The organism is Methylocystis echinoides, assembly GCF_040687965.1.
GTDB classification, from domain to species: domain Bacteria; phylum Pseudomonadota; class Alphaproteobacteria; order Rhizobiales; family Beijerinckiaceae; genus Methylocystis; species Methylocystis echinoides_A.
Genome location: NZ_CP156084.1, coordinates 40,275 through 63,932, shown reverse-complemented (window position 1 = coordinate 63,932; position 23,658 = coordinate 40,275). Strand labels below are relative to the sequence as shown.

General features: G+C 65.2%; 23 protein-coding genes. 13 read left to right on the top strand and 10 right to left on the bottom strand.

The window, feature by feature from the left end; genetic code table 11:
- Positions 1-210: 210 nt before the first annotated feature.
- Both RVU70_RS00305 and RVU70_RS00300 read left to right on the top strand, forming a co-directional pair.
- A complete protein-coding gene (locus RVU70_RS00305) occupies positions 211-510 on the top strand; it encodes a GIY-YIG nuclease family protein (RefSeq protein ID WP_363349112.1) in 300 nt (99 codons plus the stop codon).
- Positions 511-937: 427 nt separating this feature from the next.
- A complete protein-coding gene (locus RVU70_RS00300; protein ID WP_363349111.1) occupies positions 938-1,237 on the top strand; it encodes a GIY-YIG nuclease family protein in 300 nt (99 codons plus the stop codon).
- Positions 1,238-1,613: 376 nt separating this feature from the next.
- Here the strand turns inward: RVU70_RS00300 and RVU70_RS00295 are convergent, their stop codons facing one another.
- Positions 1,614-5,243 (bottom strand): vitamin B12-dependent ribonucleotide reductase, encoded by a 3,630-nt coding sequence (locus RVU70_RS00295; RefSeq protein ID WP_363349110.1) that lies wholly within the window; start codon positions 5,241-5,243, stop codon positions 1,614-1,616.
- Positions 5,244-5,655: 412 nt separating this feature from the next.
- Positions 5,656-6,213, bottom strand: a complete 558-nt coding sequence (locus RVU70_RS00290) for a hypothetical protein (protein ID WP_363349109.1) — start codon at positions 6,211-6,213, stop codon at positions 5,656-5,658.
- Between the two features lie 164 nt (positions 6,214-6,377).
- Here RVU70_RS00290 and RVU70_RS00285 point away from each other — a divergent pair, with 164 nt between their 5' ends.
- The 5 genes from RVU70_RS00285 (at position 6,378) to RVU70_RS00265 (ending at position 10,064) form a co-directional block, all read left to right on the top strand.
- Entirely contained in the window at positions 6,378-6,929 is a 552-nt protein-coding gene (locus RVU70_RS00285; protein ID WP_363349108.1) for an SRPBCC family protein, read from the top strand.
- 21 nt (positions 6,930-6,950) lie between these two features.
- Positions 6,951-7,502 carry an SRPBCC family protein gene (locus tag RVU70_RS00280; RefSeq protein WP_363349107.1) on the top strand — a complete coding sequence of 184 codons (552 nt, stop codon included), beginning with the start codon at positions 6,951-6,953 and terminating at the stop codon, positions 7,500-7,502.
- Between the two features lie 248 nt (positions 7,503-7,750).
- A complete protein-coding gene (locus tag RVU70_RS00275; protein WP_363349106.1) occupies positions 7,751-8,668 on the top strand; it encodes a beta-propeller fold lactonase family protein in 918 nt (305 codons plus the stop codon).
- A 92-nt stretch (positions 8,669-8,760) separates the two neighbouring features.
- Positions 8,761-9,168, top strand: a complete 408-nt coding sequence (locus RVU70_RS00270; RefSeq protein WP_363349105.1) for an NADH:ubiquinone oxidoreductase subunit NDUFA12 — start codon at positions 8,761-8,763, stop codon at positions 9,166-9,168.
- Positions 9,169-9,263: 95 nt separating this feature from the next.
- Entirely contained in the window at positions 9,264-10,064 is an 801-nt protein-coding gene (locus RVU70_RS00265) for a DUF2155 domain-containing protein (RefSeq protein WP_405044830.1), read from the top strand.
- 28 nt (positions 10,065-10,092) lie between these two features.
- On the opposite strand, the gene aat is transcribed toward RVU70_RS00265, so the two are convergent.
- The 8 genes from aat to lptG all read right to left on the bottom strand — a co-directional run bounded on the left by aat (position 10,093) and on the right by lptG (position 18,271).
- Positions 10,093-10,761, bottom strand: coding sequence for a leucyl/phenylalanyl-tRNA--protein transferase (gene aat / locus RVU70_RS00260; protein ID WP_363349104.1), 669 nt, complete (start codon positions 10,759-10,761; stop codon positions 10,093-10,095).
- Positions 10,762-10,826: 65 nt separating this feature from the next.
- Positions 10,827-11,150, bottom strand: coding sequence for an MliC family protein (locus RVU70_RS00255; RefSeq protein WP_363349103.1), 324 nt, complete (start codon positions 11,148-11,150; stop codon positions 10,827-10,829).
- A gap of 29 nt (positions 11,151-11,179) precedes the next feature.
- Complete coding sequence (gene accC / locus RVU70_RS00250) at positions 11,180-12,538, bottom strand: acetyl-CoA carboxylase biotin carboxylase subunit (protein WP_363349102.1); 1,359 nt, start codon at positions 12,536-12,538, stop codon at positions 11,180-11,182.
- Between the two features lie 8 nt (positions 12,539-12,546).
- Positions 12,547-13,137 carry an acetyl-CoA carboxylase biotin carboxyl carrier protein gene (gene accB / locus RVU70_RS00245; protein ID WP_363349101.1) on the bottom strand — a complete coding sequence of 197 codons (591 nt, stop codon included), beginning with the start codon at positions 13,135-13,137 and terminating at the stop codon, positions 12,547-12,549.
- 18 nt (positions 13,138-13,155) lie between these two features.
- A complete protein-coding gene (gene aroQ / locus RVU70_RS00240) occupies positions 13,156-13,587 on the bottom strand; it encodes a type II 3-dehydroquinate dehydratase (protein WP_363349100.1) in 432 nt (143 codons plus the stop codon).
- 135 nt (positions 13,588-13,722) lie between these two features.
- Complete coding sequence (locus RVU70_RS00235) at positions 13,723-14,514, bottom strand: DsbA family protein (protein WP_363349099.1); 792 nt, start codon at positions 14,512-14,514, stop codon at positions 13,723-13,725.
- A gap of 95 nt (positions 14,515-14,609) precedes the next feature.
- Positions 14,610-17,186, bottom strand: coding sequence for an LPS assembly protein LptD (locus RVU70_RS00230; protein ID WP_363349098.1), 2,577 nt, complete (start codon positions 17,184-17,186; stop codon positions 14,610-14,612).
- Entirely contained in the window at positions 17,186-18,271 is a 1,086-nt protein-coding gene (gene lptG / locus RVU70_RS00225) for an LPS export ABC transporter permease LptG (protein ID WP_363349097.1), read from the bottom strand. The genes RVU70_RS00230 and lptG overlap by 1 nt, the downstream gene beginning before the upstream one ends.
- Positions 18,272-18,625: 354 nt before the next feature.
- Between lptG and RVU70_RS00220 the strand changes: the two genes are divergently transcribed.
- The 6 genes from RVU70_RS00220 to RVU70_RS00195 all read left to right on the top strand — a co-directional run bounded on the left by RVU70_RS00220 (position 18,626) and on the right by RVU70_RS00195 (position 23,471).
- The gene (locus RVU70_RS00220; protein ID WP_363349096.1) at positions 18,626-20,170 is read left to right on the top strand and encodes a leucyl aminopeptidase; all 1,545 of its coding nucleotides are present in this window, start codon (positions 18,626-18,628) and stop codon (positions 20,168-20,170) included.
- 205 nt (positions 20,171-20,375) lie between these two features.
- On the top strand, positions 20,376-20,786 hold the full coding sequence (locus RVU70_RS00215; RefSeq protein WP_363349095.1) for a DUF4383 domain-containing protein: 411 nt from the start codon (positions 20,376-20,378) through the stop codon (positions 20,784-20,786).
- A 69-nt stretch (positions 20,787-20,855) separates the two neighbouring features.
- A complete protein-coding gene (locus tag RVU70_RS00210) occupies positions 20,856-21,167 on the top strand; it encodes a BON domain-containing protein (RefSeq protein WP_363349094.1) in 312 nt (103 codons plus the stop codon).
- 71 nt (positions 21,168-21,238) lie between these two features.
- A complete protein-coding gene (locus RVU70_RS00205) occupies positions 21,239-21,724 on the top strand; it encodes a DNA polymerase III subunit chi (RefSeq protein WP_363349093.1) in 486 nt (161 codons plus the stop codon).
- Positions 21,721-22,425 (top strand): class I SAM-dependent methyltransferase, encoded by a 705-nt coding sequence (locus RVU70_RS00200; RefSeq protein ID WP_363349092.1) that lies wholly within the window; start codon positions 21,721-21,723, stop codon positions 22,423-22,425. Before RVU70_RS00205 ends, RVU70_RS00200 begins: the two co-directional genes overlap by 4 nt.
- Positions 22,422-23,471, top strand: coding sequence for an ABC transporter ATP-binding protein (locus tag RVU70_RS00195; RefSeq protein ID WP_363349091.1), 1,050 nt, complete (start codon positions 22,422-22,424; stop codon positions 23,469-23,471). The genes RVU70_RS00200 and RVU70_RS00195 overlap by 4 nt, the downstream gene beginning before the upstream one ends.
- Positions 23,472-23,658 lie beyond the last annotated feature (187 nt).

Sequence of the window (23,658 nt, the reverse complement as noted above, 5' to 3'; positions counted from 1 at the left end):
CAAGCAATCCTCATCCTGAGGAGCCCGCGGAGCGGGCGTCTCGAAGGGCGAGGGGTCATTGCCAATGCTGCTCGAAACCAGCCATGACAAGCCGTCCTCATCCTGAGGAGCCGCCGCAGGCGGCGCCTCGAAGGACGAGGACTGCGCGCCAGGCGTGATGACTTGCAATAATGCCAAGCTGTCGCCATCCTTGCGGGGGTGAGGAACGACATGCAGATCGACGGCGCGAGCGTTTATATCGTCCTGTGCGCAGATAACGCCTACTATACGGGATTGACGCGCAAGGCCGTTGAGACGCGCGTCAGCGAGCATAATCTCGGGATCAATGCCGAGTACACGACGCGGCGACGGCCCGTACGGCTCGTCTGGTCCGCGCATTTCGAGCGTTTAACCGACGCCATTGCGATGGAGCGGCAAATCAAGGGCTGGAGCCGCGCCAAGAAGGAAGCGCTCATCAAAGGCGATTACGACGCTTTGCCTGTGTTGGCGGCGCGGCGGAAGAAAGGTTGAGGGGGTCACGCTGGACGCCGGCCCCTCGTCCTTCGAGACGCCCGCTCCGCGGGCTCCTCAGGATGAGGGGCCTTGCATTGTCGAAGAGTACTGAAAGCAGTTCTGACAAGCAGTCCTCATCCTGAGGAACCGCCGCAGGCGGGGTCTCGAAGGAGGAAGACTGCCTGCGGTGCCGGAAGTTTGCAGGCGTCATCGAGAGTTCGTGGCCAATCGGGTCGGCCCCTCGTCCTTCGAGACGCCCGCTCCGCGGGCTCCTCAGGATGAGGGGCCTTTCGTTGCAAATGCTGCTCGAAACCAGCCATGACAAGCAGTCCTCATCCTGAGGAGCCGCCGCAGGCGGCGTCTCGAAGGACGAGGACTGCGCGCCAGGCGTAATGACTTGCAATAATGCCAAGCTGTCGCCATCCTTGCAGGGTTGAGGAACGACATGCAGATCGACGGCGCGAGCGTCTATATCGTCCTGTGCGCAGATAACGCCTACTACACGGGATTGACGCGCAAGGCCGTCGAGACGCGCGTCAGCGAGCATAATCTCGGGATCAATGCCGATTACACGACGCGGCGCCGGCCCGTACGGCTCGTCTGGTCCGCGCATTTCGAGCGTTTAACCGACGCCATTGCGATGGAGCGGCAAATCAAGGGCTGGAGCCGCGCCAAGAAGGGAGCGCTCATCAAAGGCGATTACGACGCTTTGCCTGTGTTGGCGGCGCGGCGGAAGAAAGGTTGAGGGGCCACGCTGGACGCCGGCCCCTCGTCCTTCGAGACGCCCGCTCCGCGGGCTCCTCAGGATGAGGGGCCTATCATTGTCGAGAGTACTGAAAGCAGTTCTGACAAGCAGTCCTCATGCTGAGGAGCCGCCGCAGGCGGCGTCTCGAAGGACGAGGACTGCGGCGCCAGCAGGTCGAAGATGTCGCCGAGGGCCTGCGCCAATCGGATCGGCCCCTCGCCCTTCGAGACGCCCGCTATGCGGGCTCCTCAGGATGAGGGGCCTTGCATTGTCGAAGAGCACTGAAAAGCAGTTCTGATAAGCAGTCCTCATCCTGAGGAGCCGCCGCAGGCGGCGTCTCGAAGGACGAGGACTGCGGCGCAAACCGGTCAGCCCCTCACGAACACCCCGTCGTGCTCCCGCACGTCTCACACTTCAAGCACGTCCCATTCCGCACGAGCGTAAAATTCGCGCACTCGGGACAGGCCTCGCCGACATAGCCCTTCATCCGCGCCTCCGCGCGTTTCTCCGCGACGCCCTGCACCGTCTTGGTCGGTTCGGTCCAGCCGAGCGAGGAGAGCGGCTCTTCCTCCACCATGCCCGGCGTTTCGCGCAGCGCGACGGCGCCGCCTTGCACCACCATCAGCCGGTCGGTCTTGGAGCGCAGCAGGCCGCGCGAGACGACTGAATTCGCCTCCGGCGCCTTGCCCTCGTGCTCGCCCTTGCCGAGCACGTCGTGGCCGATGTCGTCGGGCGAGACATGGGCGAGGTCGTTGCGGCCGAGATAGGAGACCGCGAGTTCGCGGAACACATAGTCGAGGATCGACGTCGCGTTCTTGATCGCGTCATTGCCCTGCACGGGACCCGCGGGCTCGAAGCGGGTGAAGGTGAAGGCGTCGACATATTCCTCGAGCGGCACGCCATATTGCAGGCCGAGCGAAATGGCGATGGCGAAATTGTTCATCAAGGAGCGGAACGCCGCGCCTTCCTTGTGCATGTCGATGAAGATTTCGCCCAGACGCCCGTCGGCGTATTCGCCGGTGCGCAGATAGACCTTGTGGCCGCCCACCGCCGCCTTCTGCGTATAGCCCTTGCGGCGATCGGGGAGTTTTTCGCGCTCGCGCACGAGCTGATGAATGACGCGCTCGACGATGCGCTCGGCGACATGGGCGGCGCGCGCCGGCATCGTCGCGGCGACGACTTCCTCCACAGCGTCCATGGCGTCGATGTCGTCGTCGCCCTGGATGAGCTGCGCCGACAGCGGCTGCGACAGTTTGGAGCCGTCGCGATAGAGCGCATTGGCCTTGAGGCCGAGGCGCCAGGACAGGAGATAGGCCTGTTCGCAATCCTCGACGCTCGCCTCATTCGGCATGTTGATGGTCTTGGAGATCGCGCCCGAAATGAAGGGCTGCGCCGCCGCCATCATGCGAATGTGGGAGTCGACGGAGAGATAGCGCTTGCCGGTGCGGCCGCAGGGATTGGCGCAGTCGAAGACGGCGTAATGTTCGCGCTTGAGGAAAGGCGCGCCTTCGAGCGTCATGGCGCCGCAGACATGCACATTCGCGGCCTCGATCTCCTGCCTCGAGAAGCCGAGATGCGCGAGCAGATCGAAGTTCCTGTCGTCCAATTGCTCGGGCGAGACCTTCAACACGCCCGTGAGGAAGTCCGGTCCCAGCGTCCATTTGTTGAAGACGAATTTGATGTCGAAGGCCGAGGGCAGCGCCGCTTCGATCGCCGCGAGCTTTTCGTCCGTGAAGCCCTTGCTGCGCAGCGACGCCGTGTTGACCGCGGGCGCATTGGCGAGCGAAGCGTGGCCGACGGCGTAAGCCTCGATCTCGGCGATCTCGCTTTCGCGATAGCCGAGCGCGCGCAGGCCCTCCGGCACGGCGCGGTTGACGATCTTCAGATAGCCCCCGCCGGCCAGTTTCTTGAATTTGACGAGCGCGAAGTCGGGCTCGATGCCGGTGGTGTCGCAATCCATCACGAGGCCGATCGTGCCCGTCGGCGCGATCACGGTGACCTGCGCGTTGCGATAGCCGTAGAGTTCGCCCTGCGCCAGCGCTTTGTCCCAGGCGGCGCCCGCGCGCTGCATGAGCACGGGATCGGGGCAGGCGGCGTAATCGAGCGGCACGGGCGAGGTGCTCAAGCACTCATAGCCGGCGCGCTCGCCATGGGCGGCGCGGCGGTGATTGCGGATGACGCGCAGCATCGCCTCGCGGTTCTCCAGGAAGCGCGCGAAGGGCCCGCGCTCCTTCGCCATTTCGGCGGAGGTCGCGTAGCAGACGCCCGTCATGATCGCCGACAGCGCGCCGGCGATGGCGCGGCCGGCCTCACTGTCATAGGCGACGCCGGACGACATCAAGAGCCCGCCGACATTGGCGAAGCCGAGGCCCAGCGTGCGGTAATCATAAGAGAGTTGCGCGATTTCCTTTGACGGGAACTGCGCCATCAGCACCGAGATTTCCAGCACGATCGTCCACAGCCGCACGGCGTGCTCGTAGGAATCGACGTCGATGCGCTTCGTCGCCGCGTCGCGGAACTGCAGCAGATTGAGCGACGCGAGGTTACAGGCCGTGTCGTCGAGGAACATATATTCCGAGCACGGATTGGAGGCGCGGATTTCGCCGCCCGCCGGGCAGGTGTGCCAGTCGTTGATCGTCGTGTGGAACTGAATGCCCGGATCGGCCGAAGCCCAGGCCGCATAGCCGATCTTGTCCCACAGCGCGCGGGCCTTCACGGTCTTCGCGACCTTGCCGTCGAGACGCTTAATCAAGCGCCAGTCGCCGTCATTCTCGACGGCGCGCAGGAATTCGTCCGTCACGCGAACGGAATTATTGGAGTTCTGTCCCGAAACGGTGAGATAGGCCTCGCTGTCCCAATCCGTATCATAGGTGTCGAAGGCGATGTCCTTGTAGCCCTGCTTGGCGAATTGGATCACGCGCTTGATGTAATTATCCGGAACCTCGCTTTTGCGCGCGAGCTTGATCTCGCGCTTCAAGGCCGGGTTCTTTTCCGGATTGAAGCAATCATCGCCCGGACCTTCGCAATTCACGCAGGCGCGCAGGATCGCCTTCAAATGCTTCTTGACGATCTTTGAGCCCGTGACGAGCGAGGCGACCTTCTCTTCTTCCTTCACCTTCCAGTCGATGAACTGCTCGATATCCGGATGGTCGATATCGACGACGACCATCTTCGCGGCGCGGCGCGTCGTGCCGCCCGACTTGATCGCGCCCGCGGCGCGGTCGCCGATCTTCAGGAAGGACATCAGGCCGGAGGAGGAGCCGCCGCCCGAAAGCTTTTCCTTCTCGCCACGCAGTTTGGAGAAATTGGTGCCGGTGCCGGAGCCGTATTTGAAGAGCCGCGCCTCGCGCACCCACAAATCCATGATGCCGCCGTCGTTGACGAGATCGTCCTCGATCGACTGGATGAAGCAGGCGTGCGGCTGCGGATGCTCATAAGACGACTTCGACTTCACCATTTTCCCGTTGGCGTAGTCGACATAGAAATGTCCCTGGCTCGGCCCGTCGACGCCATAGGCCCAATGCAGGCCGGTGTTGAACCATTGCGGCGAATTGGGCGCGGCCATTTGAGCGGCGAGCATGTAGCGCAATTCGTCGCTGAAGGCCTGGGCGTCTTCTTCCGTATCGAAATAGCCGCCCTTCCAGCCCCAATAGGTCCAGGCGCCGGCAAGGCGGTCGAAAACCTGCTTGGCGGAAGTTTCGGAACCGTAGCGCTGATCCTTCGGCAGTTGCGCCAGCGCCTCCGTATCTGCAATCGAGCGCCACAGGAAGGCGGGCAGGCTGTTCTCCTCGACGCGCTTCACGCGCGCCGGCACGCCGGCCTTGCGGAAATATTTCTGCGCCAGAACGTCGGCGGCGACCTGGCTCCACTGGGCCGGAACCTCGATATTGTCGAGCGAAAACACCACGGACCCGTCGGGATTGCGGATCTCGCTCTTCGTCGTCTTGAACTCAATAGACGCGTAAGGAGACTCGCCCGACTTGGTGTAGCGCCGCTCGATTTTCATTGTCTTCAATCTCCAAAAGGCGCGGGTCTATCGCCCGCGCGCAGCCGTTCGTCGGCCAAGCGACGGTGAATTTGCCACTCGCAACTCGAAAGAGGCGCGCCCTTCTGCGTGGCTGGAAGGGCCGCGCGGGGGGAAACGCCGAAACGGGATTACGCACAGGTCGACAGGCGCAAAGGCCCAGCTCTCGCTGGGCTCGACGATACGCCGCGTTACACGCCCGCCGCGCCATCTCCTGTGTCTCCAAACTGCGCGAGTCTCAGACAGTCGTCAAGATATTGTGTCGTTTATTAACAGGGAGACAATATGTGGAGAAGATGGTGAATATTGGGGACAAATCCAATAGCGAGCTCCGCCGAGGCTCGGCCAAGCGGCGAGATTCTGCAAGCCGACTTTTCTGCCGCGAGGGTCCTTTTCAGCGGCAGGTCGCCTCGGGCGCGGGTTTGAGCAGAAAGGCCCGATTCTCTGTGTTTTCAGGACTCAGATAGAGAAATGACGCCCCCTCCAGCGGCCCGGTCAGCTCGAGCCGCTCTCGGATGGTCAGAAGCAGGCCGGCGCCTTTCTGGGCGATCTCGAACACGCCGGAATCGTCTGTGGACAGCCGGCAGTTGCGCACGCCGTCCTCCTTTGTTTTGCACCGGCGCGTCTCGGCCGCCGAGAGCGCGGCGTTGCAGACGAGGCCGAGCTTCTCCCAATAGCAGGCGCCGATGGTGCTGAAGGCCATGTCGGCGGTGCGCATCACGAGCTGCGCGTCGGCGAGGATTTTGATCTTCTCGCCCGGCGTCTCTGGAACCGAGGTCTTGGTCACGGCGAGGGTGACCCGGCGGATGATCTGCCCCGGATGCGCCTCGAGCCAGGCGGCCTCGTAGCGACGCTCGTAGCAGCCCGAAAGCGGGATGACCTCCTCGGCCGCGGCGGGCCCCAAAACCATAAGAAACGTCGCCGCCAATAAGCCGCGCGGGCTGACAACCATTCATCGCCTCCTTCGACAATTGGCGCGAAACTAGAGAGCGGAGCCGTCGATGTCATCAGAAAGGCTTGGGAAAGGAGCTCCGCCCTTGACGCCGCCATCTTGGGCGCCCTTATGTGCGGGGCCGCCGCGCTGGCGGTCGTGAGAGAGGTTCAGGAGATTTTCCCATGTCCTTTGTGATTGCGCGCCGCGCTGTCGTCGTAGCGGCCCTGTCGCTTGTTTCCGCTGGGCTCGCCTCGGCGCCGGCCTTCGCGCATGGCCCCTCGCGCCAGAAGGTCGTCGAGAAGATCGAGATCGACGCGCCGGCCGACAAAGTCTGGGCCATCGTCGGCAATTTCCAGGACATGGGCTGGCATCCGGCGATCGCCAAGACCGAAGGGACGGGCGGCAGCGACGTCGGCGCCAAGCGCACGCTGACCCTCAAGGACGGCGGCAAGATCGAGGAATCGGTCACGAAATACGACGCTGCCGGCAAGTCGATCAGCTACAAGATCGACAATGTCGACGTGAAGGTCCTGCCGGTGAATAATTACGCCGCGACCATCACCGTCAAGGACGCAGGCGGCAAGAGCGAAGTCGAGTGGAAGGGCGCCTTCTACCGCGGCTTCATGAACAACGACCCACCGCCGGAGCTCACCGACGAGGCCGCCGTCAAGGCCGTCACCGCCGTCTACACGAGCGGGCTTCAGGCGCTCAAGGCCAAGGCCGAGGGCAAGTAAGAAGGAAACGGGAGAGGGGTCATGGCCGTGCTGGCGCGCCGCGCCTTTCTCCTCTCCGCCTGTGCGGCCCTTGTCGGCCTCCCCAGCGCCGCCAGGGCGGCGCATGCGGCCTCGGTGCTCAAGGTTGTCGAGGAAGGCGCGGTCGACGCGCCGCCTCAAAAAGTCTGGGCGATCCTGGGCGATTTCGCCCATGCCGATTGGCTTCCCGGCGTTTCGCGCGTCGAGGCCGAAGGCGGCAATACGCCCGACAAGGCGGTGCGGCGGCTCTTCATGTCCGACGGCGGCGTCGTCGCGGAACGGCTCACCCGCTGGGAGGCCGAAAAAATGATGATCGGCGTCCATCGCGAGGGCGATGACGTCAAGCGTCTGCCGGCCGTGAATTTCACCCATATTGCGACGCTGCGTCCGGGCGAAGGCGGCAAGACCATCGTCGAGTGGAAGGCGCGCTTCTATCGCGGCTATCCCAATCCCAACCCGCCGCCGGAGCTCAACGACGACGTCGCCATCGCCGCGGTGACGGCGTTGCTCCAAGCCAATCTTGCCGCGCTAAAAGCGAAGGTCGAGGCGCGGTAAGCCGCTTGTTCCGCGGGGGGAGAGGGTCAGGGTGAGGGGCATCAAGAATGCTGGGCCATGATTGCATCCGGACGCCCGCGCGCGCGAGGCTTTCTGGGGAAAATTCAGAGAGACCATGGGGTATTGATCCCTCCCCCTTGCGGGGAGGGTGGCGCGCGCAGCGCGCCGGGTGGGGGTCGTCCGATGGTTTTTCGTCTCGCAATGCAGCGAAGAAGGCCAGGCGGGCGCGTGCCGGATTACGGGCCCTTTTGTTTCTCTTCGCGCTTTCCACGCCAGCCCTGGCGGATGAAGCCTTCATCACCGCCCAGAGCGCGGACGCGGTCAATGTGGTCGATCTCGCCGCGATGAAGACCGTTGCGACGCTGCCGATCGGCGGCAAGCCGGCGGGCGTCGCCGTGACTCGCGATGGATCCCGCGTTTATGTCACGAGCCCCGACGGCCAGTTCATCACGTCGATAGACGCCCGCTCGCGCGCGGTCCTCAACAAGATCCCGCTCAAAGGCGCGCCGCTCGGCGTCGCCGTCTCGCCAGACGGCAAGCGCCTTTATACGACGCTGGCCTATGATCGCCTGCTCCTCGAAATCGATCCCGAGCGCGGCGTTGCCCGCGAGCTGAGCGTCGGGGCCATGGCGTCGGGAGTCGCAGTGACGCCCGACGGCACGACCGTCCTCGTGGCGGATCGCGACGACAACGGCCTGTCCGTCATCGACGCCGCCAGCCTGACGCGGGTTGCGACCATTCCGGTCGGCAGGCATCCGTTCGGCGTAACGATCGACGGGGCTGGCGCCCGCGCCTATACGGCCAATGTCGAATCGGACGACGTCAGCGTGATCGACATCGCCGCCCGCAAGGTCGTCGGCGTCCTCAAGACTGGCAGCCGGCCTTATACGGTGGCGCTGGCGGCGGGGCGGGTTTTCGTCGCGGACCAACATGCCGACGAAGTCAGCGTCTTCGACGCGGCGAGCCTCGCGCCGGCGGGCGCGGTCAAGGTGGGCGAATATCCCGAGGGAATCGCCGCGAGCGCCGACGAGAGCCGAGTTTATGTCGCGAGCTGGTTCTCGAACGAGCTTTGGGCGATCGACGCGCGGACCCTCAAGGTCGCCGGCAAGGCCGAGACGGGGGACGGGCCTCGGGCGTTCGGGGCGTTTGTTGCGACGACGAGATGACTGGACTTCGCGGCGCAGCGACGCCATAAGGGGCGCAAATACGCCGACGGAGCGGCGCGGCGGCGCGCCGCAAGCAAGAGGCCAAATCCGAAATGTCCTACATCGTCCGTTTCTTCACGTGGTGGAACAAAGCGACCCTCTCCACGGGCCTGTGGACGCTGCTCTATGGCGAGAAGGTCGGAACGGACGAGTTCGGCAATGTCTATTACCGCCGGCGCGGCGGCAAGAAGGACAAGGCGCTGGGGATCGAGCGCCGCTGGGTGATCTTCAACGGCTATTGTGAAGGCTCAGCCATTCCGCAGGGCTGGTACGGCTGGCTGCATCACACGGTAGATACGCCGCCCACGCAGGAAAACTATGCGCGCAAGGAGTGGGAGCTGCCGCATCAGCCCAATCTGACCGGCACGCCCTTGGCCTATCGCCCGCCGGGATCGCAGCTCTCGACCGGCGAGCGCACCCCCACGGGCGGCGATTACGTCGCCTGGAAGCCGGAGGGCTGAAAAGAGGCCTTTTGAGCTCCTTGGAAAGGCCTTTCTTCCCTGATTTACATGCGCCAGCCTTTTCCTTTGGCCGCAAAGCGCGGCGCGGTGATCTGATGGTCTCATCCTTGCGTAACGGCCTGGCGCTCGGCGCCTTCGCGGCAGCGATGCTCGGCGTCGCCCAGGCCGATCCGATTCGTCATCCGACGGCGGTCTTCGCCGGTCTCGACAAGACGACGGGCCGCATCATCAATTTCGACGTGGCGATCGACGAGACCGTGCAGTTCGGCTCGCTGAATGTGACGCCGCGCGTCTGCAACACTCGCCCGCAGACCGAAGCGCCGCAGACGACGAGCTTCGTCGAGGTGGACGAGCTTGTTGTGAAACAGGAGCGTCAGGCCAGGGCCGAGCTCAGGGAACAGGGCAAATCCGACGCCAAGCCGCCGGAAACCAAGCAGGAAGCCAAGCGCATTTTCTCCGGCTGGATGTTCGCATCCAGCCCTGGCCTGCACGGCGTCGAGCATCCGGTCTATGACGTGTGGCTGCTGGACTGCAAGGGCGGCAAGGAGATTGTCCCGCCGCCGGCCACGGCCGGCGCCGAGACTCCCGCACAGCCGGGGGCGGACGCCGCCGCGGCTGCGCAGCCCGACGCAGGGGCGCCGCCGCCGGAAGCAGGCAAGAAGAGGAAATCCCGCAAGGTCGAACCAAAGGCGCCGACCCCCGTTGAGAACGCCCCGATCGGCCCGGCCGATTCGGCGCCGCCGCAACCCGCCGTCGACGCCCAGCCGGCCCCTGACGCAGGGGCCGCCGACGCGCCCGCCCAGCCCGGGCCGCGGAAGAAAAAGCGCAAGCCCGCGGCCGTTCCGGCGGCACAGCCGGCCGCGCCGCAGGGCGGGGGCGGGTTTTTCCCGTTCTGACCGACGGTCCTAAAATCGGGATGAGAGGCTAATCCTCGAGCGCCGCCAGCGCCTGACGTCCGCTGACAGGGGCGTCCCGCCCCCATACGTCGTAATTCGCGTGCACGACGAGCGCTTCTTCGAGCGCGCGGTGGTAGGCGTCGCGCGAAATCTCGATCGCGCCGAGCGACGCCAGATGGCTGGTGATGAATTGGGTGTCGAGCAGCTGAAAGCCGCCCGCGCGCAGACGCGCGACCAGATGGGTCAGCGCGACCTTGGACGCGTCGCGCTCGCGGTGGAACATGCTCTCGCCAAAAAAGGCGCCGCGCAGCGCGACGCCGTAAAGCCCGCCAACGAGCTTCCCCTCCCGCCGGCATTCAACCGTATGGGCGAAGCCCATGTCGAACAATTCGCGATACAGGCGACGGATTTCGCCGTTGATCCAGGTCTTTTCGCGGTCGGGCGCCGGGGCGGCGCAAGCGTCGATAACAGCATCGAAATCGCGGTCGACCGTCACCTCGAATTTGTCGGAGCGAACCGTCTTGGCCAGAGAATGAGAGACGATAAAGGTATCGAGCGGAAAGATCGCGCGCTTTTCCGGATCGACCCAGAACAGTTGATCGTCCTCGGCGCTCTCCGCCATGGGGAAGAGGCCGATCGAATAGGCCCGCAGCAAAAGCTGCGGCGTGATGGCGAAAGGCGCGCCGGGTCGTGACATGAGGTCAAGTGTAGCGGCGATTGTGGCAGGCGCCACCCCCCTTTGGCGCAGAGCGCCGTCGCGACCTATTTATCGAGCGCGCATTTCGCCTTTTCGCCGCGCCATTCCAGAACGCCGTCGTCGCCCTTGTTCCAGAACTCGACGCGCTTCGCCGTATAGAGCGCGCCATCGGCTGAAAGGGCGTGTCTCGCGACGACCGTCTCGCCTTTGTAGGTCAGGCGCGCGCGGTCGGCCTGCGCGCCGAGGAAGACGACCGTCAGCTCTGCCGGCTCCTCCGAGACGCAGTCGAAGACAAAGGGGCCGCGAATGGCGCCTTTCGCCGCCGCGGGGCAGGCGGCGCCTGCGACGAGCGTTCCGATAAGCAGAGCAAGGATCGTGCGGCTTTCCACCTGTTCGATCTCCGTAGTCTACAGCGGCGTCAGAATCCCGGCTCGATTCCGCCCGTCGCCAGGAAATGCTCCAGCCAATGGATGTCATAAACGCCGTTTTGCACATCGGAGTTGCGCACGAGCGTGCGGAACAACGGCAGAGTCGTATCGATGCCGTCCACAATGAATTCGTCGAGCGTGCGGCGCAGGCGCATCAGCGCCTCGGTGCGGTTGCGGCCGTGCACGATCAGCTTGCCGATCAGCGAATCGTAATTCGGCGGGATCGAATAGCCCTGGTAGACCGCTGAATCGACCCGCACCCCGACGCCGCCCGGCGGATGGTAATAGGCGATGCGGCCGGGCGAGGGGCGGAAGGTCGTGGGGTGCTCGGCGTTCACCCGGCATTCGATCGCGTGGCCGTAGAAGACGACGTCTTCCTGCTTCATCGAAAGCGGCGAGCCGGCCGCAACTCTGATCTGCTCGCAGACGAGGTCGACGCCGGTGATCGATTCCGTCACCGGATGCTCGACCTGAATGCGCGTGTTCATCTCGATGAAGTAGAACTCGCCGTTCTCGTAGAGGAACTCGATCGTGCCGGCGCCGGCGTATTGCAGCTCGCGCATGGCCTTGGCGCAGACCTCGCCGATCTGGCGGCGCTGCGTATCGTTGAGCGCGGGGGAGGGGCTTTCCTCGAACACTTTCTGGTGGCGACGCTGCAAGGAGCAGTCGCGCTCGCCGAGATGGATCGCCTCGCCCCTGCCGTCGCCGAAAACTTGAATTTCGATATGCCGCGGCTTCTCGAGATATTTCTCGATATAGACCGTGTCGTCGCCGAAGGCGGCCTTCGCCTCGGTGCGCGCAGTGGCCATGGCGACGCCGAGATCATGCGCGTCGCGCGCGACTTTCATGCCGCGCCCGCCGCCGCCAGAGGCGGCCTTCACCAGAACCGGGAAGCCGATTTTCTGCCCAACTTTCAGCGCCTCCTTCTCGCCGAGCACCGGCCCGTCGGAGCCCGGCACGCAGGGAATGCCGAGGCGCCTGGCGGTGGCCTTGGCCTCGATCTTGTCGCCCATCAGTCGAATATGCTCCGACTTGGGGCCGATGAAAGTAATGTTGTGCTCTTCGAGAATCTCCGCGAAGCGCGCGTTTTCCGAAAGGAACCCATAGCCCGGATGCACGGCGTCCGCGCCCGTGATCTCACAGGCCGAGAGCAGGGCGGGGATGTTGAGATAAGACTCGCGCGCCGCCGGCGGTCCGATGCAGACGGACTCGTCGGCGAGCTTCACATGCATCGCGTCGGAGTCCGCAGTGGAATGGACGGCGACGGTCGAAATGCCGAGCTCTTTCGCGGCGCGCAGAATGCGGAGCGCGATTTCGCCGCGGTTGGCGATGAGAATTTTGTCGAACATTCCGACCCTTATTCGATCACGAGGAGCGGTTCGCCATATTCGACCGGCTGTCCGTCCTCGACCATGATGGCGGTCACGACGCCCGCTTTCGGCGCGACGATGTCGTTGAAGGTCTTCATCGCCTCGATCAGCAGCAGCTTGTCGCCAGCCGACACGCGCGCGCCGATCTCGACGAAGGGCTTGGCGTCCGGATTGGGCCGCAGATAGGCGGTGCCGACCATCGGCGACTTCACGGTCCCCGGATGATCGGCGAGCGACTCTTCCGCGGCCGGCGCGGGCGCAGAGGGCTTTGACGCCGGGGCGGGCGCAGGCCCCGGGGCGGCGAGAGGCGCTGGCGCATAGGCCTGGGCGACGGGAGGCGCGGCGATGGTGACGGTCGCGGGGATCGGCGGGGCCGGCGTGCGCGCGGCGCGGATGCGCAGATCGCCCTTTTCCACCTCGAATTCGGTCAGGTCGCTCGACGCCACCAGCTCGGCGATGGTTTGCAGCAGGGCCGGGTCGATCAGCGGCGCGGCGGCGGGGGCCGGACGGTCGGCGGAGCGGGGGGCCGGGGTGCGGCCGCGCGTGGCTTTGGAAGGCGTTTGTGCTTTGCGCGCCATGGGGGTCTCAGGTCTTTCTCAGATGCTTTCGAGAATGGCCTCGAGGGCCAGATCATAAGAGAGCGGGCCGAAGCCCGCGATGACTCCCCGCGCCGCCGGGGAAATGTAGGAATGATGTCGGAAGCTCTCCCGCGCGTGGACGTTGGAGAGATGCACCTCGATCACCGACGCCTGTGCGCCTTTGATCGCGTCATAAAGCGCAATGGACGTATGCGTCAGCGCCCCGGCGTTGAGGATGACGGGCGCGCCCGCCGCGCCCGCCTCCTGAATCCAGGTGACGAGGTCGCCTTCGCTGTTCGACTGTTTGAAGACGAGCGTCACGCCGCGCGCTTTGCAGCGCGCGTCGAGTCTCTCGCGAATATCGTCGAGGGTCGCCGTGCCATAGATGCCGGGTTCGCGCTTGCCGAGGAGGTTGAGATTCGGACCGTTGAGGACGTGTACGGCTGACATTTCGTTCCTGAAACGATCGACAAAAGCTCGAAAGCGCGGGGCGCTGTCTCTCTTAGCCTCATTATTGGCGCAAAGGAAGCCCGCCGCGTGCGGCGCAGCGGGTTCAGCACGAGGTCGAAATTCAGGCGCGCCCGCTCAGCAGGCGGTCTTGCCGCATTTGCGAATATTGTCCACCTTGACCTTGAGCTGCGCATAAGGAACGCCGCCGACGAAGGCCTCGTTGCCAATCACCCAGGAGGGCGTGCCGTCGAATTTGAGCTGTTCTGCGAGCGTCGCCACTTCCTTGAGCGCCGCCTGCGTCTCGGGGCTGTTGGCGTCCTTTTCGAGACGATCCATGTCGGCGCCGACTTCCTTCGCGGCGGCGAGCGCCTGCGCCTTGCCGATATGGCCGCGCGTCGCCAGCAGCTTCTTGTGAAACTCCCAGAACTTGTCGCTCGGGAGCTGCATGCGCGCGGCGGTCGCCACATGCGCGGCCTCGACCGAGTCGGGGCCGAGAATGGCGAAATCCTTGAGGACGACGCGCAGCTTGGGATCGCCCTCGATCAGCTTGGCGACCGACGCCAAGGCCTGTTTGCAGTAGCCGCAGTTGTAGTCGAAGAATTCGACGAGCGTGACGTCGCCGCTGGGATTCCCGACGACCGCCTGGTTCGCGGAGCGGGTGATCTTATCGCTCTGCTCGCCGATGACTTTCTCGCGCATGGCGACTTCCGCGGCGTCCTCTTTCTTCTTCAGCGCGTCGATCGCTTCGCGGATCACCTCTGGATTGGAGATGAGATAGTCATGAATGATCTTCTCGATTCCGGTCTTTTGCGACGCCGTGAAAGCGTCGGCGGCGCGCGACGTCGCGACGCCGGCCAGAGTGACGCCCGCAATGGCGGCGAGCGCAAGAGCGCGCCGGGCTGAAGCCAGGGAGAGGGGAAGGCGCATCTCTTTCTCCTTCGTGCGCAAAACGATTGTCCGGCGCTTCTATCAGACGCCCCCGCGCCTGTCATGGAGGGACGCGCGGCGGGCTCGCTTTGCGATCAGGGCAGGCCGGCGGGGGTCGGGTTGCGGACGCCGTCATTCACGAGCACGGAGCCGAGGCCGTAGTTGAAGCGCGCCTCGCCGAGCGTACGGAATTGCAGAGACACCATCACCGACTGATTGCGCGCGGGCAGGCCCGTATAGGCCTGCGGTTGATAGATCTGCGAATAATTGACCATCAGCGTCGCGCATTCGTCGTGATAGCCGACGCCCGCGCCGAGCGCGGCGACCGAGAAGACCGGCGCCGCGCCGATGAGATTGGTGCCGGTGTAGGTCGTAAAGACCGACGGGAGCGCGGTCAGCCCGTTGTAGAGATAACGGCTCATGTCGAAGGTGACGGTGCCGTTCAGGAAATAGTTCTTGGTCAGGTCGTAGCGGCCGGTCGCCGACATGCCCTGGCGCCGCACGTCGAAACCGATCGCCGGCTGCGACGCGTAATTGGCGTATTGGAGCTGGAAAGTAATCGGATCGAAATTGATCGTCGAGAACAGGTCGATGCGTTTGGCGACGAGGTTGTCCTTGTCGAAGCGCCCTTTGGCGATAAAGGTGACGAAGGAGGCCGGCGCGAAGGCGAAGCGTCCGACAATATCGGAAACGCGCGAGTTGAGCCCCGAGTCCAGGCCGACATTGGCGGCGTCCGCGGTGGCGTAGGAATTGGCCCCGGCGATCTGGCTCGACTGGCCGACCATGGCGTTGACGAAGCCGCCGTTGGCCAGCGACATCGTCGCCTGTCCGCCGTAATTCAGGCGCACGCCGGTCTCGAAGCGGTCGTAGCCGGAGAATTTGCTCCATTCGAACAGGGTCGAGTCGTCGAAGACGAGGCTCTGCGCGTCCATGTTGACGAGCGAGGGGATGGACGTCTGGTTCGGACGCGCCACGAGCTGAACGATCGGCTCGACGACGACGCCGCCGAGCGGGCTGCGCGCGAGCAACGGGTAGCGCCACTCGGCGCCCACGCCCGGCAGGGCCTGGCCACGGAAACGCTGGTCCTGGCCGTCGAAGAAGAAGCCCTGCGCATAATTCGGGATCGGCTGCCAGGAGTTGTTGTAGATCGGGAACAGGCCCTGGCGGTCGTAATCCAGATAGCTGCCGACGAAACGCGCGAAGGCGAAGCTCGTCCAGACGCCGCCGACAGGATCGATGACCTTCCGCTTCCAGGCGCCGCTCAGAGTCGCATGCTCATAATTGCCGCCGACGCCGCGCAGCAGGCACTGGCTGTTCGCGGGGATCGTGCTGCGCTGATAGAGCTGGCAGACGTTGTAGAGGCCGTAGACGGAGTCCAGCGTGCGCGGATTGATCGATTCGTAATTGGCGACATTGGCCGACGTGCTGGTCACATTGGCGTCGATCTCGACCTGACCGCCAATGCCGGCGGTGCGGGCGGGGTCGATGTCGAAGACGCGATTGTAATCGGTGACCGGATGGACCACCGGCTGCTGGGCCTGCACGTCGTTGGGCGACAGCACCTGGAAGTAATAGCCGCGCATGTCGACGAAGCTGCGCGGCCCCTGGCCGGTCAGGAAGATCGTCGACGAGGCTTCGCGGAAGAAATAGTTCTGCAGCAGATAATTGTACTGCTTGTAGTCCTGCAGGAAAAAGCGGTCCGACAGGGCGGTGATGTCCCAGCCGGCGCGCCAGCGGTCGTTGGGGGCGAATTCGCCCCTCGTCTGCAGCGCGCCGCGCCACTGGCGGTCGCCGGCGCCGTAGGGGGCGATCGCGAAGGCGCTCTGATCGCCGACATGCGTGCCTTCGGCGCGGAAGGTGAAGGCGCCGTTCTCGAACCGCTTGCGGAACTCGCCCGTGAGGAACGGCCCCTGCCGCGAGAAAACGGTCGGCGTGATGGTCAGATCGGCGTCCGGCGAAATCGCCCAGAAATAGGGCACCCCGAATCCGGCGCCGAGCTGGGAGCGGTAAGTGATAACCGGCGTGAGGAAGCCCGATTTGCGCTTCACCGTCGGATCGGCGGAGGACCAGAACGGGACATAGGCGACCGGCACGCCGAAGAGCTCGAAGGAGGCGTCCTCGTAGTAGATCGTCTTTTCCGCGTTGTCGTGGATGATCCGCTTTGCTTTGAGCTGCCAGGTGCGCGGCTTCGACGGGTCGTCCTTACACGCCTCGCAGGCCGTGTAAGCCCCCATCTCGAAGGTCGTAACGTCGTCGGCGCGCTCGGCGCGGGGCGAGCTGAAATGGGTGTTGTTGGCCGCGTCGACCTGCAGACTCTCGATGAAGCCGGTCTTGAAGTCGTCCGTCAGGTCGAATCGGTCGGCGCGCGCAATCGTGCCGTCCCGCTCCGTGAGCTGGGCGTGGCCCTCCGCATAGACGCGCGAGGTATTGCGGTCATAGACGACCCGGTCGGCCTCCAGCAGCCGTCCCTTATAAAGGATCTGGACCTTGCCCTCGGCGGTGACGACATTCCGTTTCTCGTCGTAGACCATCTCCTTGGCTTCGACGACCATGCGCGCGCCCGCGTCCTGCGGGGCGGCGGCCGCCGGCGTGGCAAGAACGCCCGCGCCCGTCGCGAGGGCGGCGGCGCTGGACATGAGAGCGGAGAGAGAGCGGAGGCGACGAGCGCGCATCAGCCGTCCTCCGAATAGAGTAAGGTAAGCGTGCCCAACATGCTCCCGACAAGCACCGGCGACCAGGCTGCCACGAGGGGACTGATCATTCCCGCGCCGCCGAGATCCGAAAGAACCTTCGTGACGATGTAGAGCACGAAGCCAGCGGCAACGCCACCGGAAAGGGTTTTTGCAACGCCGCCAAATCGAAAGAACCTTAACGAAAAGCTAGCCGAGACCAGAACCATGGCCACGAGCAGCAGAGGTCGCGCGAGAAGCGTCTGGAATTGCAGCCGGTAGCCGCTGGCGTCAAGCCCCGCTTCAGCCGTCCGGTCGGCGACGCCGGGCAGATCCCAGAACGGGGTGCCCTGTGGCGGCGTCGTGGCGGCGGCCGCCTGTTCGGGGGTGAGGTCGGTCGCGAGCAGATAGGAGCCGGCGAAGCGTTCAGGCTCGCCCGGCGCGCTGACCCTCGCCGATTCGAGCACCCAGACGCCGGGCTCGAGATGTCCCTTCACCGCCTGCACCCGCTCCACGAAACCGCCCGTCGGCGAATAGATGTTGACGCTGACAGCCGTCAGCTCCCGGCCGCCATTCGCGGTCTCCTGGGCGTAAAGCACCGCCGTGCCGTCGACCCCGTGCTGGCGCAGCCAGAGGCCGTGGTCGACTCGCACGCTGCCGGGCCGGCCGAACAGCTCGAACTCCATCTGGTCGGAGTGCTGCTTCATAATAGCGGAGAGCGGGTTGTAGATCGTCACCGAGACGACGCCGATCGTGAGCGCCGTGAGCGCCGGCGGCGTGACGAACTGCCAGACGGACATGCCGGCGGCGCGCGCGACGATCAGTTCGAGCTTGCGGGTTAAGTCGACGAAGGTCGCCATGGAGCCGAAGAGCACCGCGAAAGGAAGAATCATCTCCGCCGCGGCAGGGACCTTCATGGCTGTCATGAGCGCCACCGTGCCCGCCCCGGCGGCGGGATTGTCGCTCGCGCGCCGCAGCATCTCGACGAAGACCACGACGAAGGTCAGGCAAAAAATCGTGAAGAAGATAGCCAGAATCGTGCGCATGAAGCGCAGGGCGAAATAGCGCGTGATCGTCATGCCGATCATGGCCGCGTCCCCGCGACAGGGCCGGCCGGACCGAGCGGCGCGCAGCTTCGCGTCAACGTCCCCATCGGCCCTGGGCTACCCCTTTCCAAAAAAAGTACGGGCGCCGCCCGTTTAGAGATCGTTAAGAACTGGCTAGTCGTTTGCGCGGTCGCAGGCAAGCGCCGACGGCTCCCGGAGCGCGGCTCCAACACATTCATTTTCCAAGCGTTGCTTTTGGGCAACGGCGCATTTAGTCGTCGGATCGCGGCAATTTGGGGGCGCGAATTGACCCGCGCCCTTGGCCGCGATATTGCGCGCCCAATGTTCCTGTAGCGCGGCCACTCCCGACCGACCGCGTCCCCTGCGAGGCTGCTCATGTCGCTCAACGCCAAATTCGAGGTCCTCTCTTTCGACGACGCGGAAGCCGCGCTGCAGGCGCCGGAGGACGCCGGCCGGGCGCGCACCCTCGTCGTCTTCGTGGGAGCGGACCTCGCGCTCGGCGCCCGCGCCAAGGCGCTCGTCAAGGACGCCCAGGGCCAGATCGAGCGCGCCGCCGCCGCCGCCAAGTTCAAGGGCAAGGCTGGCTCCGCGCTGGAGATCTTTGCGCCTGTCGGCGTCTCGGCGAGCCGGCTGCTTTTATTGGGCGTCGGCCCCGGCAATTCCGACGAGTCCGACAAGCCGGCAAAGTTCGAGGGTTTTCTGGCGCTTGGCGGCCAGACGGCGGCCAAGCTCGGGCAGGGGGCCGCGGCGATCGTCCTGCTCGATCTGCCGGAGGCGCCGGCGGAGCCGGCGGAGGCCGCATCGCAATTCGCGCTCGGCGGTTGGCTGCGCGCCTATAAGTTCGACCAGTACAAGACAAAGAAGAAGGACGAGGACAAGGACGGCCCCGTCGAGATCAAGCTCGCCGTCGCCGACGCCGACAGCGCCCGCACGCTCATCGCGGCCGCCGGACAGGCCGCCGAGGCCGTGGTCCTGGCGCGCACGCTGGTCAACGAGCCAGCCAATGTGCTTTCGCCCGCTGAATTCGCCCGCCGCGCTTCTGAACTGATGAAGCTTGGCGTCGAGGTGGAGATCCTCGACGAAAAGGCCATGGCCGAGCTTGGCATGCGCGCGCTGCTCGGGGTCGGGCAGGGCTCGGAGAACGAGAGCCGGCTCGTCGTGCTGCGCTGGAACGGCGGCGCCGCCGACGCCGCCCCGGTCGCTTTCGTCGGCAAAGGCGTGGTCTTCGACACCGGCGGCATCTCCATCAAGCCGGCCGCCTCCATGGAGGATATGAAGGGCGACATGGCCGGGGCCGCCGCCGTCACGGGCGCGCTTTACGCCATCGCCGCGCGCAAGGCCAAGGCCAATGTCGTCGGCGTGCTCGGCCTCGTCGAGAACATGCCGGACGGCAAGGCCCAGCGTCCGGGCGACATCGTGAAGTCGATGTCCGGCCAGACGATCGAGGTCATCAACACGGACGCGGAAGGCCGTCTCGTGCTCGCCGACGCGCTCACCTATGTGATCGAGAAGCACAAGCCGGCGGCGATTGTCGATCTCGCCACGCTGACTGGGGCGATTCTCGTCGCGCTTGGGCAGGAATATGGCGGTCTTTTCTGCAACAACGACGAACTCGCCGAACGTCTGACCAAGGCCGGAACCGCGACCGGCGAGAAGCTCTGGCGCTTCCCGATGGGGCCGGCCTACGACAAGCTCATCGACTCGAAGTTCGCCGACATGAAGAACACCGGCGGGCGCCATGCGGGCTCGATCACCGCCGCGCAATTCCTTCAGCGCTTCGTCGGCAAGACGCCCTGGGCGCATCTCGACATCGCCGGCACGGGGATGGGCTCCCCCTCGAGCGACATCAACCAGAGCTGGGGCTCCGGCTGGGGCGTGCGTCTCCTCGACCGGCTCGTAAAGGATTATTACGAAGGCTGAGGGCGCCCGCGTAAGGCGCGACCCTGGCGACGGTGCGCATGCGGCTCTAGCGGGATGCTTTTCCGCTGGAGCGCGCGCCGCCGATTTTTATTTGAAAACCCTTCGCTCCGTCCCACCTAGGCGTTGTGTGACGCATAGGGAATTCGCGCATTCCCAGGATCGACCCGTGAATCGGGTTCGTGCGAAAGAGCGAAAGGAAACTCCCATGGAACGCAGCTTTGCAGCAAGGAGCTGGACGGCCGACACGGTGGCGAAAACCCTCGGCGTGATCTTCATCATCGTCGGCATCCTGGGCTTCTTCCCCAACCCGCTCGTGTCTTATCGTGGCTTCTTCGAAGTCAACACCTTCCACAACATCGTGCACATTGTGTCGGGCGGCATTCTGCTCGCCAGCCCCTACTACAATATGCCGGTAATGACGCTCCGGGTCTTCGGCGTCATTTATGCGATCGTTACGTTCCTCGGCTTCATTTCGCTCGGCTCGCTCGAGGCGATGGGCATGGCGGCGAACCAGCCGGACAATTGGCTGCATCTCGTTATCGCCCTCGTGCTGCTTTGGACAGGCTTCGCAATGACCGCCGAAGACACGGACCGCGTGACGACGGCGCATCTGTAGCGCGGGCGACAGCAAGCGCGCGCCGCAGTCTTTCGAGGCTGCGGCGCTTTCGTACCCGGGGAGGACGCCATGAGCGCGCTGCCGCGCGACGTCAAGACGGCGATTCAGGAATCCCTTCAGGAGAGCGGCGTCGGCCTGTCGCGGATCGTTATTGAGCTGCATGGCCAGGAAATCGCCGTCAAGGGCGCCGTCAATTCGGAGGAAGAGAAAGCGAAAGCCGAACAGGCGGTGGCGCGGCTCGCACGTCGCGCTCAGATCCGCTGCGATCTCGAAGTCGCGCTGATCTACGAGGCGGAGGAGGATATCGTCTACGAGGCGGGCATTGAATCCTTCCCGGCGAGCGATCCGCCCAGCTGGGCGTCGGGCTTCGGCAAGGCCTAGCGAGAGGGTCTTGCGCGCCGACGGGAGATTGGCCATCAAAGGTCTCGACGCCACCCCGGAGGGGCGCGACCATGGTCGAAATCTCTTTCTTCCATCTCAAGACCCGCCGCGTCGAAGACGCGCTGCCGACGCTACTCGAGCGCTCCCTGTCGCGCGGCTGGCGCGTCGCCGTGCAGGCCGCGAGCGAAGCGCGCATGCGCGCGCTCGACGACCATCTATGGGCTTATAGGCCAGAGAGCTTTCTGCCGCATGGGACGCGCGCCGACGCCTCTCCCGAAACCCAGCCTATTTATCTGACGACGACAGCCGAAAATCCCAACGCCGCCGACGTCCGGATCTTTCTCGAAGGCGTGCGAATCGCGCCCTGCCTGGAGAGCGCGGCGGCGCCTCGCCTGCGGGCGGTTCTGCTGTTCGACGGCGATGCGCCCGACGAATTGGAGAACGCCCGCGATCAGTGGCGCGAGCTGCGCGACGCCGGACAGACGCTCGTCTATCAGCAACAGGACGAGAGCGGCCGTTGGGTCGAGAAGGCGCGCGAACCGAAGGCCGCCTCATGAGCGGCGCCGATTTCGCCGACCGGCGCGCGAAAGCGCGCGCGCGTCTCGACGCCATCGATCCGCACAAGCGCGCCGGCGGCGCCGATGCTGATCCTTATCGACGCGAGTGGTTCGAGGCGGTTTATGAGCTTGCGGGCGATGATCCGGCCGGCGTGCCCTGGGCCGGGCTCGCGCCGCATCCCGCCCTGGCGCAGTGGCTGTCGGGGCGCACGCTTGCAGGTTTCCGCGCGCTCGACGTCGGCTGCGGGCTCGGCGACAACGCGGAAGCGCTCGCCGCAGCGGGCGCGCGGGTCACGGCGTTCGATCTCGCGCCGCGCGCCATCGACTGGGCGAAGCGGCGCTTTCCCGAGAGCAGCGTTGATTATTGCGTCGCCGATCTGTTCGACGCCCCGCCGGCCTGGCGCGGCGCCTTCGACCTCGTCCACGAACTCTACACCTTGCAGGCCTTGCCCTCGGCGCTTCTGCCCGCGGCCGCGCGCGCGCTTGCTTCTTTCGTTGCGCCCGGCGGCGCGTTGCTGGTCATCTCGCGGGCGCGGGACGACGACCAGACGATCGACGGGCCGCCCTGGCCCCTGATCCGCGCCAATATCGAAGCGCTCGCTGTCGACGGCCTGCGGGTGGCGACGCTCGAAGACGTTCCGGCGAGCGAGACCAGCGTCCGCCACTGGCGCGCCTTGTTTCGGCGTGAGGGCGACGGGTGAGCGCCCCGCTTCTCTCTATTGTCGACGTGAAGAAGAACTACGGCGCCGTCGCCGCGCTCGACGGCGTGTCTCTCGACGTCGGCGCCGGCGAGTTTTTCGCGCTGCTGGGGCCGTCCGGATGCGGCAAGACCACGCTCATGCGCTGCATCGCCGGTTTCGAGACGCCCGACAGCGGGCGCCTGACGCTGAAAGGCGAAGATCTCTCCGGCGTGCCGCCCTATCGGCGGCCCGTGAATATGATGTTCCAATCCTATGCGCTCTTTCCGCATCTCGACGTCTTCGAGAACGTCGCCTTCGGCCTGCGTCGCAAGGGCGAGTCGAAAGACGTGCTTCAGGCGCGCGTGAGCGAGCTTCTGGAAATGACGCAGCTCGCCTCTTTCGGCGCGCGGCGCATCAACGAGCTTTCGGGCGGCCAACGGCAGCGCGTTGCGCTGGCGCGGGCGCTCGCGCCGCGCCCGGCGCTGCTGCTGCTGGACGAGCCGCTCGGCGCGCTCGATCGCAAGCTCAGGGAAGAGACGCAATTCCAGCTCAAGGAAATCCAGCGCAAGACGCAAACGAGCTTTGTGATCGTCACCCACGATCAGGACGAGGCGCTCGCGCTCGCCGACCGCATCGCCGTGATGCGCGCCGGCAAAGTGGAGCAGATCGCCGCTCCGGAGGAGATTTACGAGAGACCCGCGACGCGTTTCGTCGCGGGCTTCGTCGGCGAGACGAATTTTATCGAGGGCGTAATTACGCGCGACGGCGCCGCCTTTTTCGAGACGGCGTTCGGCCGCCTCCCGCGCGAGGGATGCGCATTGCCGGACGGCGCGCGCGCCACGCTGAGCGTGCGGCCCGAGCGCATCGGCGTCTCGCGCAATGGCGCGGGCGTCGCCGGCCGAGTCGAGGACTTCGTCTTTCGCGGCGAATATACGCTGTTGCGCGTGCGCGTCGCGCCGGATGTGGCGCTGCGCGTCGGCGCCTATGAGGGCCGCTTCGCCATCGGCGACGAGGTGACGCTCGCCATTGCGCCCGACGCCGGCGTGCTCTTCGCGGAGGCGCGCTGAGCATGTCGCGCGGCAAAACTCCCCTCATCCTGAGGAGGCTGCGCAGCAGCCGTCTCGCCCTCATCCTGAGCAGGCTGCGCAGCAGCCGTCTCGCCCTCATCCTGAGGAGGCTGCGCAGCAGCCGTCTCGCCCTCATCCTGAGGAGGCTGCGCAGCAGCCGTCTCGCCCTCATCCTGAGGAGGCTGCG